We start from the raw sequence: 16,060 nt of genomic DNA, 5'->3' as shown, positions 1-16,060 counted from the left end.
TGAAGCGCGGATATTAATACAAATCAAGGTCGGGTAGCCTGATTTTTATCAGTTGTATGTAGGAAAAATCCTAAAATCAGAGAGGGTGTATGGTGGCGATTTGCTCTTGTTTATCCAGTAGTCCGAGCAGGTAGTCATACTTTTGTCGCAGCAAAGGCATGCGTTTCTTCTCTTGGTACTCGCTGATGGTTTCTGAGCGCAAGCAGTGAAATAAAGCATTGAGCAGGAATATATAGTGAAGGTTGCATAGCGCATCATCGGGGTTGAAATGCGCGGGCAGTGCCTGGCGGTAAGTGTCTATAAACTGCTGCTGGGCTTTGAGGAACAGCGGCATATCCTTTCGTCGGAACAGCGCACTCAAGTAGGCCCCGCCGTCAAAACCGACGCGTCCTACCTTGACCTCGCTCCAGTCGATCAACAGCAGTTGGCCTTTGTCGACAAACAGGTTCTTTCGCAGGTAATCCATGTGGCTAATGCATTTGGGGCTACGACGCGCTGCCTTGCTCAGCCGTGCCAGCAGCGGAGTGAAGGGCTTGAATTTGTCCGCCAGGCCGCTGAAGCGCTCATCGCTCTGTCCGAGCCGCTCAAGTTCGGGCAGGCAGCGTGCAAAGTTGAACCGCGGACGCAGCAGAAACCACGGGCGGTAAAAGTCCATGCTCCAGAGCAGGGGGGCCTTGTGTGCGGATTGGCGGCTCAGGTAGTCGTGGCTCAGTGCTTCCTGTTCGGCAATGCCAAGGGCCAGTTGCGGTGCAATGTTTGGCATGCGCGGCGGCTTGCCGCGCACAAATTCAGTAAAGATCAGGCTTTCCCACGGCGTTTCAATCACTCCCAGGCAGGCCGGGTATTGAAATTGCGTGCTGGCATTGAGCATGTCCCGCTGCCGATAAAAGCGTGCTTCCTGGCTGCCAATAAAAAACATCTTGCGAATGGACTTTTCGACCAGTTCCACGGTCATACCCGTGCCGGGATCAGTTATCTGATGGTGGCGCACGTAGTTGACGAAAGAGGCATTGGAGTCCAGATCCTGGCTAACGATTGTCAGTGGCTGTATTCGCCATTGTGGCAATAGCGCACGTAAATGGTCCTGCAACTGACCGTGCTGCCAACGGTAAAGTGTTCTGCGACCCTGCAGAGGGTGTAGATCCGAATTCATGGTTTCAACTTAGGCGAATGCCGTACGTCCGACTTACTGCGGTATTGGTAGCAATATGCTGAGTGATAGAGAACTCAGGTACAACGAAAAGTTTACTTGTCAGACCGATTTTTCTTGGCTGAACAGAATTCCAATCAACAAAACTAAACGGGCGTATGTATCGTGAGTTTGCTAATTGTTACAAAACCCTTAAAATTCTCCGCCCCTCCAATTCCATCATTTCAAGGACGAAAGTCAAAAAGATGAATCACCTCGCTATCGCAAAAGAAGCCCTCATCGCCCAGGCGCAAGCTGTTACCCAAATGGCTGACCGTCTCAATGGTGAATTTCAGAGCGCTGTCGAACTGCTTCTCGGCTGTAAAGGACGTACAGTGGTCTGCGGCATGGGCAAGTCTGGCCTGATCGGTCAAAAAATGGTCGCGACCTTCGCCTCCACTGGCACCCCGAGTTTCTTCCTGCATCCGGCTGAAGCTTTCCACGGCGACCTGGGCATGCTCAAGCCGATTGATGTGCTGATCTTGATCAGCTACAGCGGTGAGACCGAAGAGCTGATCAAGCTGATTCCGAGCCTGAAATCCTTTGGCAACAAAATCATTGCCATGACCGGGAATGGCAAGTCGACCCTGGCCAAGCATGCAGACATCTGGCTCGACATTTCCGTCGAACGCGAAGTGTGTCCTAACAACCTGGCTCCGACCACTTCAACCCTGGCCACCATGGCCATGGGCGATGCACTGGCCGTCGCCATCATCGAAGCCATTCAATTCAAGCCGATGGACTTCGCCCGCTACCATCCGGGCGGCAGCCTGGGCCGTAAATTGCTGACTCGCGTCAGCGATGTGATGCACTCCCCGGCACCTATCGTGTCCCCGGCCACCAGTTTTCACGACTGCCTGCTGGTCATGACCGAAAGCCGCATGGGGCTGACCGTGGTTCTGGACCAGGGTGTGCTGGTGGGCATCGTTACTGACGGCGACCTGCGTCGTGCACTGCTGCAGAACCAGGGTGTCACTGGCAGCACGGTTGACCAGTTCATGACACGTAACCCGCACACCATCAGGGAAGAGTCGCAGCTGTCCGAAGCGGAAGCCTACATGATCGACAAAAAAATCCGCGCCCTGGCCGTGACCAATCACGCCAATGAGATCGTGGGTGTGGTTGAAATTTTCGACTGATTGATGTGTAGCTGCGTCAGGCATGGGTAACTGCCTGGCGCTGTTGAATAAAAAAACGGGGCCTGCCAGGGCCCCGTTTTTTTATTCAGACACAAGCTGTAGCTTATTGCGCCATCTTGGCCATGACCTGCGCATAACCTGCCGCAGTGCCCAATACCGCGTCCTTGCCCTGGGCAAACAAAATGCTGTCTGCCACTTCGCGGAAAGCGCCCGTGCCACCAGCTGCCGTGAGTACGTGAGTAGCAGCTGCCTTTACGTACACCGGAGCATCGGCGACCGCAAACGACAGCGCGCACGCTGCGAAAGCCGGCAGGTCGATGCAGTCGTCACCAATGCACGCTGTGTTCGCAGCGCTGACACCGGCTTCGGCCATCAACTGATTGCATGCAGTCAGTTTATCCTTCACCCCGAACTGACACAGGGTAATGCCCAGATCCGCAACGCGCTTGCGCAGCGTGGGCGAGTCACGGCCGGACAACACCGCTACGCGCACGCCATTCTCTTCCAGCAGACGCATGCCCATGCCATCCCGCACATGGAAACGCTTCAGGCATTCGCCAGTGGCGTCGTAGTAAATGCCGCCATCGGTCAGCACGCCGTCCACGTCGGTAATCACCAGGCGAATGTCGTTCAGCGTAGTGCGAGGTGCCGGTGTTTTTCCGCTCATCAGTGCGCGTACCTGCTCCAGGCACTCGGGTGTATCAACACCCGGCCCGGTTGGCTCGACAACATATGCCCGAATGCACACGCCGGCAGCCAAAAGCCGCAGTTGCTCAAGTTTTTCGGCGTTTTCCAGCATCGCTTGCGGCAGGCCGGTGTAGTCCGCCAACACGTCGCGACGATAACCGTAAACGCCGACATGCTTGAGGTAACTGGCTTCCTCGCCATCCCGTGGGTACGGGATGGGCGAGCGGCTGAAGTAGAGTGCATTGCCGTTGTGGGCCAACACCACTTTCACGGTGTTGGGGTTGGCGGCTTCGTGAGCATCGATCACATGGCACAGCGTACCGACCTTGACCTGTGCGTCGGCCAGCATGCCTGTAGCGAGGGCGTCGATATCCGCCGGGCGAACCAGCGGCTCGTCGCCTTGCAGGTTGATGTAAATATCTGCGTCAACTTTCGCCATGACTTCTGCCAGACGGTCGGTGCCTGACGGGTGATCCGCAGAGGTCATGATGTATTGACCGCCAAACGCTTCTACGGCTTGGGCCACACGCTCGTCGTCGGTTGCCACGACAACTACGTCAGCGTGTGCCACTTGCAGCGCGCGTTCGTACACATGCTGCACCATTGGTTTACCGCAGATATCCGCGAGCGGTTTACCCGGCAAACGAGTCGAGCCGTAGCGGGCCGGAATAACAATCGCGACCCGTTGTTCTGTACGTGCCATGCTCAGAATCCTTGCTTCAGAAAGCCGGTTTAACCAATGTTCAGTGCTGGGAACGACTTGACCAGATCATCCAGTGCTTTGATCTGAGCCAGGAACGGCTCCAGTTGGTCCAGCGGCAGGGCGCTTGGGCCATCGCACTTGGCTTGATCCGGGTTCGGGTGAGCTTCCAGGAACAGGCCGGCCAGGCCGACGCCCATGCCTGCACGTGCCAGTTCAACCACTTGCTCACGACGACCGCCGGACGCTGCACCCGATGGATCGCGCTGTTGCAGGGCGTGGGTCACGTCGAAAATGATCGGCAGGTTGTCGCATGTGCGCTTCATCACGCCAAAACCGAGCATGTCGACGACCAGGTTGTCGTAACCCAGGCAGGTGCCACGGTCGCACAGGATCAGTTGGTCGTTCCCGGCTTCCTTGAACTTGTGCACGATGTTCTGCATCTGCGACGGGCTCAGGAACTGAGGCTTTTTGATGTTGACCGGCTTGCCAGTCTTGGCCAGCGCGACAACCAGATCGGTCTGGCGGGCCAAAAACGCAGGCAATTGCAGTACATCTGCCACTTCGGCGACAGGTGCACACTGATAAATTTCGTGGACGTCGGTAATGACCGGTACGCCGAATGCCGCTTTGACGTCCTGGAAAATACGCAGGCCTTCTTCCATGCCCGGGCCACGGTACGAGTGAATGGACGAGCGATTAGCCTTGTCGAAGCTGGCCTTGAATACATACGGGATGCCCAGCTTGTCGGTCACGCGCACGTATTCTTCACAGGCGCGCATGGCCAGGTCGCGGGATTCCAGAACGTTGATGCCGCCAAACAGCACGAAAGGGGCATTGTTGGAGCATTCGATTGCAGGGGTGATTTTGATCATGGTTACAAGTCCATTTTGAAAATTATGAAAAAGGTCAAGCAATGTACGGATGTCAGATCACAACACGTGTGTCTGACACCCGTCGCGGGTATGAAAAAACCCTACCGGGTCTGGCATAAATCGCGCTTAGCCGTTTAACCAGCGGGCGAGATTGTTGTGAATGCCGGCTTCGTCATTGGCTGCCATCGAATACGCATTAACGTAGTGATGAAGAAGATTTTGGGTACGCTGCGCGTCATAAACGAGCTCGCTGTTGAGGCGAGTCTTCAATTCGTCAATGCTGCGCGGGTATGCAGCAACGGCGTAGGAGTAATCACATTCGCCTGTGACAACAACGGGCCGACGATGCAGCAGCGCTTCCAGGCCAACGCCGGAGTTGACGGTAAATACGGCTTTCGCGCCCGATATGAGGTCATGGACCGAGGCGTTTGACATCTCGATGGCTCCACTGCTTGAAAGGGCTTCGAGTGTTTTTTGAACCGTCATGCTGTTGCAATACGGGTGGCGCTTGACCCGCACTTTTGTTGTCGTGCCGGCATAGTACTCGGCGACAGTACGCACCAATTCTGCGCCTGTGATTGCGGCAAGGGCGGCAACGGTATCGGTGGGTATCTGCAGGGCTACGAAAACATAATCATCTGTGTACGTGATGCGCTCCGCGCTCTGCGCATATTTGGAGACGTTGTGATGGATATAAGCTTCGCGTAACGCTTCTTCATTCGCCGCCAGCACCTCTGTTGCGACACCGGCAGTCGATTGCTCAATCGGAGCATGGATCGTGGCGAGTGAGGAGTAGCCCGCAAATCCCTGGTGGTCCATGCTGCATCGACCTGCCAGCGGAACTTCCTGGATGTGCAGGTGATCGGCGTTCAGCGGGGCATTGGTGTGGTAGCTGACAATACGTGCGCCTGGAATTCGAGGATCACAGTTCCTCCAGTTCCATTGGTGGCGTGGTACCAGAATCAGGTCTTTACGAGCCAGAAGGTATCCGTACACGTTTGACAGGAATTCGCGAACAGTCGCGTAGCTTGGTTTTTCTTCGTTTGGGGCAGCGAAAAAGACCGTTGGAATAAAGACTTCGACGACTTTCGAAAGATCCATGGTGTCGGGTTCGATGTCGACGATCGAACCATTGCTCCAACCGTACAAATGCTGAGACACCTCGTTGGTATTGGCGATGTCAGCAAGCACTCGGGATTTACCCAGATTCCGGATCACGGCATCCAGCCAGGCCTGATTTTCCTCGGAAACGGGTTGGGTGCCGTTCTTGTTCCGGTCAATGATCTGCTGTGCTTCGTGGAGCCAGCGACACTTCACTGCAACCTTGACCTGCTCATTCGGGTTGATGCCTTTCTTGCCTTTTTCCGCTGAGAGCAGTGACTGGGCCAGATTTCGCGCAGCCTGGGTTCTTTCGTACAAATCAGGAAAGAAAGGTGTCGCGCGGTTAATCATGGGCATGAACTTCATCAGCGTTTCGCGAGGAAAGCTCAGAATGCCCAGTAATGTGTTGCGCGCATCATCGTACAGCGCGTGATCAATCTCGAAGGACAGGCGCTTGACTGATCCATAGGCCGGATAACAGGCTTGGGCCGCACAAAGATAGGAATAGGCGCGGGCGACCTGAGCATCGTCACGCAACATGTCGCTGATCCGCATCAGCAGTTTGCGTTCGGAGGGGTAATTGACTTGCGCCGCCAGCAGCACATCAAGCGCCGCTTCTTGATTGCGCGCCATTTGATAGGCTTTGGAAAGCATCAGGCGGTAGTTAAGTGTTGATGACACGTGTTCGGGAAACGAGTTGATCGTTTCAATCAGTGCTTCATGCTGATTCAGCTGGCTGTATACGCGCGTCAGGATGCTGAAGTTGGTCAGGTTCAGTGGGTCGGACTTGATAGCCTGATGAGCCTGGGTAGCAATGATGTTGAGCCACGATTCGTCGTTACCGGCCAGCAGAAATGACTTTTCCAGGTCGCTGGTGGAAACCAGTGGCTTGGGTTTGGAAAAGGTTTCTTTAGGTTGTTGTGCAAACAGGGGCGAGCGATAAAGCGCGAGTATTTCGGAAACCTGGCTGCACGAGGGGGCTAGCTTCAGCGTTTCGACGGCTTCTTCTTCGTCGCCGCGACCGGCCAGAATCTTGGCTTTTTCAATGTAGCCGAACGAGTTGGACGGGTACTTTTCAATCGCGCTGTTCGCGTAGCGCAGTGCCGATGCCTGGTTGTTATGCAGATTGGCCGTGACTACCGCCTGGCGCAATTGACTCAAGGAAACATTCAGCCGGAGCAATCTGTCTGTGCAAGCCAGGCTGGCACGATGAGCCCCCATTTTTGAAAGCAGGAAGATTGCCTTAACAATGATGTGTCGCTGGATGGATATCATTATTTTTTCACGCTCTTCTTTTTCTTGGCGATCGCCAGCTCTCGCTTGGTTTTGTAGAACTCTTTCAATTCCTTGCGCACGTAGGATTGAGGTTGAGTAGGTGTGAACTCGCCGTTCCACAGTTTTATCAGCGCATCCCGGGCCAGGCTCAATGAGTCCTTGGTGTCGGTAAAGAGAGAGCTACGCAGCGGTTCATACAGCTGGACGTATTGTTCGCTGTTTTCGGCCAGCTCTGTGATGCCGGCTGCCAGCGCCTCGGGTGTTTTGATCGTCAGGCCCAGCTCGCTCCGGCGCGAATACTCCAGGCTGTAGCCGTCGATTTTTTTACCGCCCATCTGGTCGGACAGGTCGGTATCCAGCAGTGCGATGGGTTTCTTGCAATACATCGCGTCAAAGATTGCGCCGCTGTAATCGGATATGACGACATCGCAGATGGACAGCAGCTCCAGCAGGTCGTCATTGGCCCCGAAATGGCAAATGGCACCCATGTCCATCTTGTCTTTGCGCGCGCTTTCGAGCAGTTCGGTGTTGTGGTGCATCTTCATCAAAACATTGTAGTTATCCGCCAGGTCGTAAATAGAGGTCACGAACTGGTCAACGCTGGACAGATCGCCCCAGGTTGGCAGATACAGCACTGTTTTTTTGTTCGGATTCAGTTTCGCCGCGTGTTTTGATTTGGCGGCCTGATGAAAACTCTCCAGATGCCAGTCATCGTAACGAGGATTGCCAACGGAAGCCGTCGGGCTGAAATAATCGATACGCTCTGAAGCATAAGGGCCGTAAGTCAGGCACAGATCTGCGAACGCACGCCATGGGCCGTAGTTATGCGGCTCTTTGGCATAGCCATACTGGATCATGGCTATTTTTGATTTTTCAAACACTTCGATGCGTGAAAAAGGCGTCTGGCAAACGATGATGTCGAAGACTCCATCGAGTGTGGCCATTTGCGCGCGATCCCACACCATTATCGGAGTGTGGGGGTTTTTCAGGATGTCATCACTGAATTCAGCGATGAAATCCATTCGCTTTTCAATCACAAAGCATGCGCCAGGGAAGGTGCTGGCCAGCTTCTGAATGTGAAGAAATTGAAACGGGTTCCACCCAACGAAACCAATTCTGGGTGACTTACCCATACTTTTTGATCTCTGCGATCAGTTGGGTAGTGGAGATACCTTCTGTGCGCGGCAGGTAGATAACTTCGCACAGGGATTTGAATTCATCGAAGCGTCCTTCCCAGTCATTGCCCATGACCAGAGCGTGAGCGCCAAACTCTTTGATGTACTCGCCTTTGAGCTCAAGAGACTCCTCAATGAAAACCTCGTCCACACATCCGAGCGAGGCGATGATGTCGCGACGTTCGCCTTCAGGGTAAACCGGGTTGCGTTGTTTTTTCGAGAAGTTCAACGCATCCGAAGAGATACCCACAACAAGCCGGTCACCTTGGGCGCGAGCGCGCTGCAGGATTTTTACGTGACCGATGTGCAGCACGTCGAAGGTACCGAAGGTGATGATAGTTCTCATATATATCCTTATCGCGTAAGCGGTTGCGTCGCATGGGGCGGGTAGAAAGGGGGGGTAGGCCTTGGTCTTGAAAGCTCAGCTTTTTGGAATCGTCGTTTCTCAGCGAGGATGCAGGCATCTTCAGTGTCGGGTGTTGATTCTGTGGCGCCTGCGCTCGACTCACTTTTTAAAAGGTCCGGCATGCAGCATCTACAAAAGCCCGCCATTCTACCGGGGGCTCTTGTGGTTCGGATATGGGTTTTATTCTGCGCTGCCACGAGCATAAGTCGTGCCGAGTTTAAAGCTGAATTTTTTGCGGGCCAGCTTTCCTTTGAAAGGCTTGCCATCCACGAGGAAAGTCAGACGATACCAGCCACGCTTTGCATCGAATGATGTGTTCTGGATCTGATAAACGCCTGGCGCAACCAATGGTGAGGCGCTGCCTGATCCGGCTTCGTGCGAAACCACCTCAATCGAGGTAAAGCGGTCCAGGGCATTCATGTCTGCATAGGCAGTAGGCGTGGTGAGCCAGACAATGCCAGAGCTTGTACCGCTTGCAGAGTTGGAGACTGTGCCAGCGAGGACGCTGCGGTTTTTCAGACCCATATGCAGCTTGATTGCGCTGATCTTGTCGAGTGCTTCTGACACGTTAGTGAAATCGACGTCAATCATGTCTTTAGGTTCAAGATCCCACCACTGGCTGGCCAGAAGCCGTTCAATGGTTGCTTCGTCGAAGCGATAGCGGATGACTTGAGCGGGAATGCCACCCACGATGGCATAAGGTGGTACGTCTTTTGTGACCACTGCGCCGCCGGCAATGACGGCGCCAGTACCGACAGTTACGCCCTGGCAGATCATCACTCCGGCACCAATCCAGACATCGTGGCCAATCACTGCCGGGTTGGCAGTGGGGCCCTTTACTCGCTGATGAGTCGAGTAGTCTTTAAAGTCGGTGAAGTGATTGGTGTTGTATTGGAAGGGGTGGCAGCTCAGGTAATCGGTTGGGTGGTTGATGGGGCTGATTTCGGCATTGCGTGCGATGGAGCAGAAATTACCAATAGTTACGCCCCGGCCAACATAGCCGCCGTTGCCAATGTAGGTGTACTTGCCTATCAGAGCTTTCGCGTTGACAGTGACAGCGCCATAAAGTTTCACTGGCTCCATTAAAATGGCTTCCGGAGAAATATTGGCAAGTTTCGATATCAAAGTGTTTTCCAAAATCCACGCGCTCCGTAATATTGCAATGCCATCATTTAGATGTTTAAGTGCCGCTACATGATTATCCAAGGATATTCATTGGGTGCTTCTAAGATGTTTTGGTGTGGGGTTGGCAAACCGCGGATTTTATCGGTGTGTCCTGCGTGTGTCAAGATATGTATGAGGTAGATGGGGTGGTGCCTGGTGCAACTGTAATTGCAGTCGTTGAGCGCTGTGTTGGTGCATACAAGGTAGCGTTATATGAAGGTGTTAATCAGAGTTGTTCCATCCCGACATAGGGTTGAGCGGGGCAGTCCATTAACTTCGTTTGAGTACTATCGTGCCAAGTGGATAGAGTGGTCGCCTCTGGTGCGTCCTGATAAAGTGCTGGGTGTTTTTGGTGCGAAAAGTTCTAGCCATAGAGAGATATGGATGGTCTGGGTGGTTTTGGTTAAAAGGGGGTTGCTGTGCGGCAAGTAATATCTGTCTTGTATGAGTTGGCGGAGCAGGGAGGGGGGGTGACGCGTGTTTCGCTGGGCAGAACCGCTGCGCTGGCAGAGGCGGGAGTGAGTGCGCGGATAGCCGTACTTGACTTTGATGAGCGGCTGGACGCAACCATCGGCAACCTTGTTGAGCAGGGCCGTATTCCTGAAACACTTAAAGTTGTTAATTTTTATAAGTGGTTTGCCTGCAAGGCTCTGGAAGTTATAAGTGCAGGCGCTGCAGCGCGTAATGATTCGAATATTGAACATCTGCAAGTTAAGGTCGTCCGGCGCATTGATCATATTAATGGCGCGAATATCAGTGTTGTTCGATATATGACGGTCAAGGGCTATGTATATTTAGAGGAATTCCAGAATCATTTGACGGGTGGCGTGATGGTTTTGATTTCCATGCCCGGTAAAAGGCCGCTCAAGTTCAATTCGCTCGACTCGGCCCACGCATACTGGTTGAAGTGCCTGTCGGTCGAGTGTTTGCCCAGTTTTATCGTTGCCGATTCAATTGGTGCTGCGGATGCGGTGTGCAGCATAGAGGGCGATGATATTTACAGGGTGCTGATGATGCACAGTAATCATTTGCTTAAGCCGTACCGCGTCGGTGGTGCTATTGCACCGAAATACCACGGTGTTATCAGGGGGATTTCTAACTGTGATCGGCTGGTTCTTTTGACCCGGGGACAGCTTCACGACATGCAGCTGCAGTTTCCGTCAGGGCGATATTCAGTGATCGGCAACCTGATCACGCTTGAATCGCAGGAAGAGCCGGTTCTGCGTGAGGCTAATCTAGCTGTCATCGTGTCGCGGCTTCACGGTGTCAAGCGTATCAAGTCGATGGTCAGTGCGTTCGCCAAAGTTGTAGCGATAAACCCTGATGCGCGCCTGGAGATCTGGGGGTCGGGAGATCAGGAGGAAGAGATAAAGGCATTGATTCTCAAGCTCGGTATGCAGGACTCCATTCAGGTGATGGGGTTTGCAACCAGTGTATCCCGCATCTTCAGGCGAGCCAGTGTCAGTTTGGGCATGTCGGTTACTGAAGGCTTTGGTATCAGCTTTGCTGAGTCATTGGGGTATGGCACTCCGCTGGTCTCTACGCGAACCAACTATGGGCCACAGGAGATTGTGGCTGATGGGGAGGATGGGTTTATCGTAGATACCGAAGATGAGTTTGTTGAAAAAATCAATCTGTTGCTCAGTAATAGTGCTCTGGTTTCGTCCATGGGTAGTAAAGGCAAGCTCAGTGCGCAAAGGTTCGCGTCTCAAGCGATCGTTAAGCTTTGGCTTGATTTGTTTGATGGCTTGGCGGGCGGGCCAACCGGGCGTCAAGGTTATGCCGGGCCCGAAGGAGAAATTCTCCTGAACAGGGTGTCAAGTAAGGTCGGCTGGATTTATCTGCCAGAAGGGGTCAGTGATGAGTGTGCCGAATCCTATCGATTGGCCAGGAAGGCCTGGGTGCTGGAGGTTTCTGCTGAGCGTGAGTTTATGGGGGGGGTGGCCAAAGTGCTTCCGGGGGTGTACGAAATCGACGAAATGGCTCTCGATGAGGTTAAAGGGCGGTACCGCTTTCGCTTGATGAAGGACGGTGTTTCTTTTCGGGGTGTGATTGCAAGTCGCGCGATAAAATTCATCTTTTCTTGAGCGCGGGATCTCTCTCTTGGTTGATGGGGATCTTTTTTTTGCTTCAGGTGTTGAGCGAGTTTGATTCCATGCTTGCCTCTGACTCTGGTAACTCGCTCTCGATGAGGTGATGACCCTGTTGCAGTAGATGCCTCGCCCCTTTGGTTGTGTGGTGCATGGTTGGTGATTTAAGGGGCTGGCTTATGGCACTTGGCAGGTGCTTGTCATTGCAGTCAGTAGCGTGACTGCATTTCGTGGGTGTTGGGGTTAGTTTTTAGCTTGGGGATCGGGGTTTTTTTTGAAGGTGAAGGTCACGGTCCCTGCTGGAATGGTTTTTGGGACGCCATTGATTTTCAGTGCGAAATGATTTTTTTCCGGGTTATGCCAGGCCTTTTCAATCTTGAAATTTCCTGATCCGAAGCCTGACTCGATGATGTTCACGCTGTCAAAGTCCCGCAGGATTTCTGGCTCTGCATATGACTTTTCGATATCAAACCAAATGACGCCATTTTTGCTGGTGGACGAATTTTTGAGGGTGGTGAGCAGTGACTGGCTTATTAATTTCTTGTAAAAGGCTCGGCGGGACTCTATCTCGTTGAGCGCGGCATCAATGTCGTTAAAGTCGACTCCGTTCATGTCGGTAGGGTCAAGTTCCCACCAGCGCGACTCCAGCAGGCGCGAAACCGTGTCCTCATCAAAGCGCATTCGTATTTCTTTTGCGGGGGCTCCGGCGACAATGGCGTAAGGTCGAACGTCTTTTGTAACGACGGAGCTTGAGCCAATCACTGCGCCATGACCGATCTTGACGCCTCCGCGTATTACGGATTTTGTTCCGATCCAGACATCACTACCGATTTCTGTCACATGGTCCCTCTTGCGAGGTTGTTTTACTTTGGTTATTTGATATTCGGGTTGATTGGCGAAATGGTTGTTGTTGTACTGGAATGAGTGCGATGACAACATGGTCAGTGGGTGGGCTTTAGCACCAATCTCAATGTCTCGAGCTATCGAGCAATAGTTGCCGATATGGGTGTGTTGTACGTATGAGCCTGTTCCGATGTAGGTGTACTTGCCAATTGTCGAAGTCTTGTCTACCACAACTACGCCGTATAGCCGTACGGGGGCAACGAGGGTAGCTTCTTCCGATATCCTGCAGCCGGGGCCAATTATGTTTTTGCTTTTATATCTGGAACTGTTCAAGTCTGACTCCGGATGACTTATGGTTGGAGATGCTTTGGTTTTCAACTAAGTCTTGTATGACTGTTGTTCAATGCATTCAAAAGCGGTGGATGTTATTTTATTTTCGGAAAAAATTCCAGAGTTAAGGCGGAGAAAGCGCAGGAGGTGCGTTGCCTGTTGCCTGTTCTGTGACTGGGCGGCAGTACTGTTGCCTCGTCGGGTGGCGGGTTGGAGGGCGCGCGGGGAGGCTTGTTCGTTCTGATCAGGTCTGGCGGGTTGCTTCTTGGTCGGCAAAACCATTCTGGGCAATAAGGGTGCTGATGACGGGGCGATTTCGGTTCTATTAAAGCATGTCGCGGTATTACTTCGAGAGACATGTGTCGAACTGAAAAGTTCCCGGAATCTTCATCGGTTCTCATGTAAATATTCTAATTGACTGCAATCTCAACGGCGTCCCGAATACGTCCGATTTGCATCGGTCGTGTAGAGGGGTGGTGTTATTTGATTCGTGGTCGTCACCAGAGACTTCATTGAAAAATGGAGGGGTTGCAGTCAAATTTCCATGTTTAAGGGGTACGCCTCTGCTTTTCAGAGTGTATTCTAATAATTCCTTATGCGGCATTGAGCGGAGACAATGAAAATGAAAAAAAGTTCTGGATTGAAACGAAGTCTGAACTGTTTTTTTTCGTTATTGGTCACTTGCCCGGTTGTAGTCTTTGCCGGGGAAGGCGGGGCCTGCCGGCTGCCGGCGCAGAATGCGTTGAGCGGTCAGGTCGAGCTGGACGGTTCTTGTACCTATACCCAGTCTTTGCGTCTACCTGCGAGTAATACGCATCTGAACTGCAAGGGCGCTACGCTGGACGGTGGGAATAATATCCCTATTGGTATTGTTATTGGTGGGGGTAAAAAGAAGATCGAGAATGTAACGGTTGAAAACTGCCGTATTCAGAATTTCAAAAATCGTGGCATCAGTATTACTTCCGGCTTTCGTATCAAAGACCTTTCTGCCGACCGGAATGCGAACTATGACGTGGCGCCCAGTCATATTGTGATCGACAATGTCACTGTGTTAAACAGCGGTCGTGGTGGTGTGTATTTTGACAGCTATACGACGGACTCCACGCTAAAAAACTCCACTATTCAAGACTCAGGTAACGTCGGTGTCTATCTGGAGCAGGGGACGCAGCGCCTGAATATTGTCAACAACACCATTCAGGGCAATGGTAAGGCGGGGAAGCGTGAAGGCTTGTCCGTTGACTCCTCGGCGCATAATACGATTGAGGGGAACCGGTTCATAGGGAATACGCGCGGCGGGGTACTTATGTACAAAAACTGCGGGGAAAACTTTCTGTCCGGAAAGTCTGCACTTCGTTGGCAGTCAAGTGATTTTAATACCGTCCGGAATAATACCTTTACCAATGAACGTGTCGGTGTCTGGATTGCCTCGCGTCAAGGTAAGGACTTGAGCAAGTGGGGATGCGGTGATCCAGCTGTGGATCCGAGTGGAAAGTACTACAAGGATTACGCCAATAATAATGTTGTTGAGGATAATGTGTTTTGTCATACCAAGACGGCTGTTCGCGTTGAGGGTGACAACAATAAAATCATGAGGAATCGTATTGGCGGCGCCAGTCGAGAGCCTGTGCTCGAACCTTATAAATATACAAAAAAACCGGATGGCCAGAACACGCAAGGCAACACAGTCGAAGGTAATGACACCGTTGAGTGTTCCCCTGAAGGTAAGTGACGACGGTAGAGAAACCTGCCGTTTTGATGTAAAAAGGTAGACCTTCTCGGGGGGAGGTCTCCTTTGTCGAGTGAGGGCAGGTGCTCACACGCCTGTGAACTGCTTGTGCGTATGTGAGATGCATTCCAGGTCTCGACTTTTATTAAATAATAGGTTTGTTGGTATGGACACGTTTTCGGAGATGGAAGGTAAGCATTTCAAGATCGTTGAGCGTGCAGGCTCCAGGCGTCTCATGGTTTTTTTGGCGGGTACAGATAAAACCGACGGGAAATTTGATTTTTGGCACGTTGCGAATGCCCAGTCGTCTCACTTGTTGTTCTTTAATAACGGTCGGAACGAATGGTACCAACAAGGGATCCCCGGTTTTGGTGACAGCCATGAAGGCACCGTAGAAAAGCTAAAGTCCCTTGTTCAATACTTACAAGTTGACGAGGTGTTTTTTGTGGGCGTCAGCATGGGTGGTTATGGTGCGGTTTTATATGGCGCTGCCCTGGATGCAAAAGTGCTGGCCTTTGGTTACGATACCAAGCTGAAAATTAAGGGCAGTCGCAGTCTGAAGCGAATGCCTAAAAATGTTCCCCTTGCATTTCCCGATCTGCGTCCGCTGATTGAGGCCTCGAAAGTTGAAATTTTGCAAATTGCAGGCGAGTGTGACTCTCTTGATTTGCTTTCAGCTGCGCATATTCAGGACATGAAGCAAGTTAAGACCATTACCTTGACGGGTGTTGGTCATGGTGGTGCGCCTTTTATTAAAGATCATTATGGTTTGTCTGAGTTTATTGCCCTGTGGGCCGACGATCAGCCGCTGCCGGAAATTATCGAGGCCGGTGCCTCGGTGAGTAACGGGCCTCTGGTCAGGGCGCTCTATAAAACGTTTCTGGCCTTCCAGGAAAAGGACTGGCTAAAAGTTGAGCTCGAAGCAGCCGTTGCGCTCAAGCTTGATCCAAGGCATGAATACTCAAACTATCTGCTGGGCACAAGTTTGTTGGAGGTCAAGCGGATAGAAGAGGCTCTGGCGCCATTGCTTATGTCTGTCGGCTCGGCACCGCATTACATGGGGGCGCGTTATCGTCTCGGCCGGGCATTGATGCTTAATAAGCGCCATGGGTATGCGAAAGTGCACTTTATGGCCTATCTGAAACGTAATCCAACGGCTCACACTGTGTTGATGATGCTGTCGGATATATATGCGAGAGAGGGGAATCTTCAGATGGCAAGGCAGTACTTGCTCGAAGCTCTTGAGCATGGCGGGGATGCAGAGAAAATAGAACCTCGTCTGGCCAAGCTGGCGGCCTGATTGTTACGGCATCGCCATACCTTTTCAGGGCTGTAATGGATTTCTCCAAACAAAAACGCC

The 16,060-nt window shown here is 52.4% G+C and carries 12 protein-coding genes; 4 read left to right on the top strand and 8 right to left on the bottom strand.

Annotated features, from left to right (window positions below):
• Positions 1–76 precede the first annotated feature (76 nt).
• The gene (locus tag FEZ21_RS15990) at positions 77–1,153 is read right to left on the bottom strand and encodes a phosphotransferase (RefSeq protein ID WP_238839958.1); all 1,077 of its coding nucleotides are present in this window, start codon (positions 1,151–1,153) and stop codon (positions 77–79) included.
• Between the two features lie 242 nt (positions 1,154–1,395).
• Here FEZ21_RS15990 and FEZ21_RS15985 point away from each other — a divergent pair, with 242 nt between their 5' ends.
• On the top strand, positions 1,396–2,328 hold the full coding sequence (locus FEZ21_RS15985) for an SIS domain-containing protein (protein ID WP_003446027.1): 933 nt from the start codon (positions 1,396–1,398) through the stop codon (positions 2,326–2,328).
• Between the two features lie 103 nt (positions 2,329–2,431).
• On the opposite strand, the gene kdsB is transcribed toward FEZ21_RS15985, so the two are convergent.
• The 6 genes from kdsB to FEZ21_RS22760 form a co-directional block, all read right to left on the bottom strand.
• Positions 2,432–3,718 carry a 3-deoxy-manno-octulosonate cytidylyltransferase gene (gene kdsB / locus FEZ21_RS22870; RefSeq protein ID WP_003446024.1) on the bottom strand — a complete coding sequence of 429 codons (1,287 nt, stop codon included), beginning with the start codon at positions 3,716–3,718 and terminating at the stop codon, positions 2,432–2,434.
• Between the two features lie 29 nt (positions 3,719–3,747).
• Positions 3,748–4,590 carry a 3-deoxy-8-phosphooctulonate synthase gene (gene kdsA / locus FEZ21_RS15975; protein WP_003446021.1) on the bottom strand — a complete coding sequence of 281 codons (843 nt, stop codon included), beginning with the start codon at positions 4,588–4,590 and terminating at the stop codon, positions 3,748–3,750.
• 126 nt (positions 4,591–4,716) lie between these two features.
• On the bottom strand, positions 4,717–6,966 hold the full coding sequence (locus FEZ21_RS15970; RefSeq protein ID WP_160627810.1) for a capsule biosynthesis protein: 2,250 nt from the start codon (positions 6,964–6,966) through the stop codon (positions 4,717–4,719).
• Entirely contained in the window at positions 6,966–7,988 is a 1,023-nt protein-coding gene (locus FEZ21_RS15965; RefSeq protein ID WP_238143931.1) for a CDP-glycerol glycerophosphotransferase family protein, read from the bottom strand. Before FEZ21_RS15965 ends, FEZ21_RS15970 begins: the two co-directional genes overlap by 1 nt.
• 103 nt (positions 7,989–8,091) lie before the next feature.
• Positions 8,092–8,487: a pantoate--beta-alanine ligase gene (locus FEZ21_RS15960; protein WP_003446016.1), complete on the bottom strand. Its 396-nt coding sequence runs from the start codon at positions 8,485–8,487 to the stop codon at positions 8,092–8,094.
• A gap of 240 nt (positions 8,488–8,727) precedes the next feature.
• Positions 8,728–9,753, bottom strand: coding sequence for a CatB-related O-acetyltransferase (locus tag FEZ21_RS22760; RefSeq protein WP_178092382.1), 1,026 nt, complete (start codon positions 9,751–9,753; stop codon positions 8,728–8,730).
• Positions 9,754–10,181: 428 nt separating this feature from the next.
• Between FEZ21_RS22760 and FEZ21_RS22655 the strand changes: the two genes are divergently transcribed.
• Positions 10,182–11,798 carry a glycosyltransferase gene (locus FEZ21_RS22655; protein ID WP_148666178.1) on the top strand — a complete coding sequence of 539 codons (1,617 nt, stop codon included), beginning with the start codon at positions 10,182–10,184 and terminating at the stop codon, positions 11,796–11,798.
• A gap of 246 nt (positions 11,799–12,044) precedes the next feature.
• Here the strand turns inward: FEZ21_RS22655 and FEZ21_RS15945 are convergent, their stop codons facing one another.
• On the bottom strand, positions 12,045–12,977 hold the full coding sequence (locus FEZ21_RS15945) for a CatB-related O-acetyltransferase (RefSeq protein ID WP_158525125.1): 933 nt from the start codon (positions 12,975–12,977) through the stop codon (positions 12,045–12,047).
• A 613-nt stretch (positions 12,978–13,590) separates the two neighbouring features.
• Between FEZ21_RS15945 and FEZ21_RS15940 the strand changes: the two genes are divergently transcribed.
• Both FEZ21_RS15940 and FEZ21_RS15935 read left to right on the top strand, forming a co-directional pair.
• A complete protein-coding gene (locus tag FEZ21_RS15940) occupies positions 13,591–14,703 on the top strand; it encodes a right-handed parallel beta-helix repeat-containing protein (protein ID WP_160627808.1) in 1,113 nt (370 codons plus the stop codon).
• 163 nt (positions 14,704–14,866) lie between these two features.
• Positions 14,867–16,000, top strand: a complete 1,134-nt coding sequence (locus FEZ21_RS15935; protein ID WP_003446011.1) for an alpha/beta fold hydrolase — start codon at positions 14,867–14,869, stop codon at positions 15,998–16,000.
• Positions 16,001–16,060 lie beyond the last annotated feature (60 nt).

The sequence above is a fragment of the Pseudomonas sp. 9.1(2019) genome, from assembly GCF_009910445.1.
In the GTDB taxonomy this organism is placed as follows: Bacteria; Pseudomonadota; Gammaproteobacteria; order Pseudomonadales; family Pseudomonadaceae; genus Aquipseudomonas; species Aquipseudomonas paraversuta.
The sequence above is the reverse complement of the archived record's forward strand: the minus strand, read 5'-3'. Positions and strand labels throughout refer to the sequence as shown.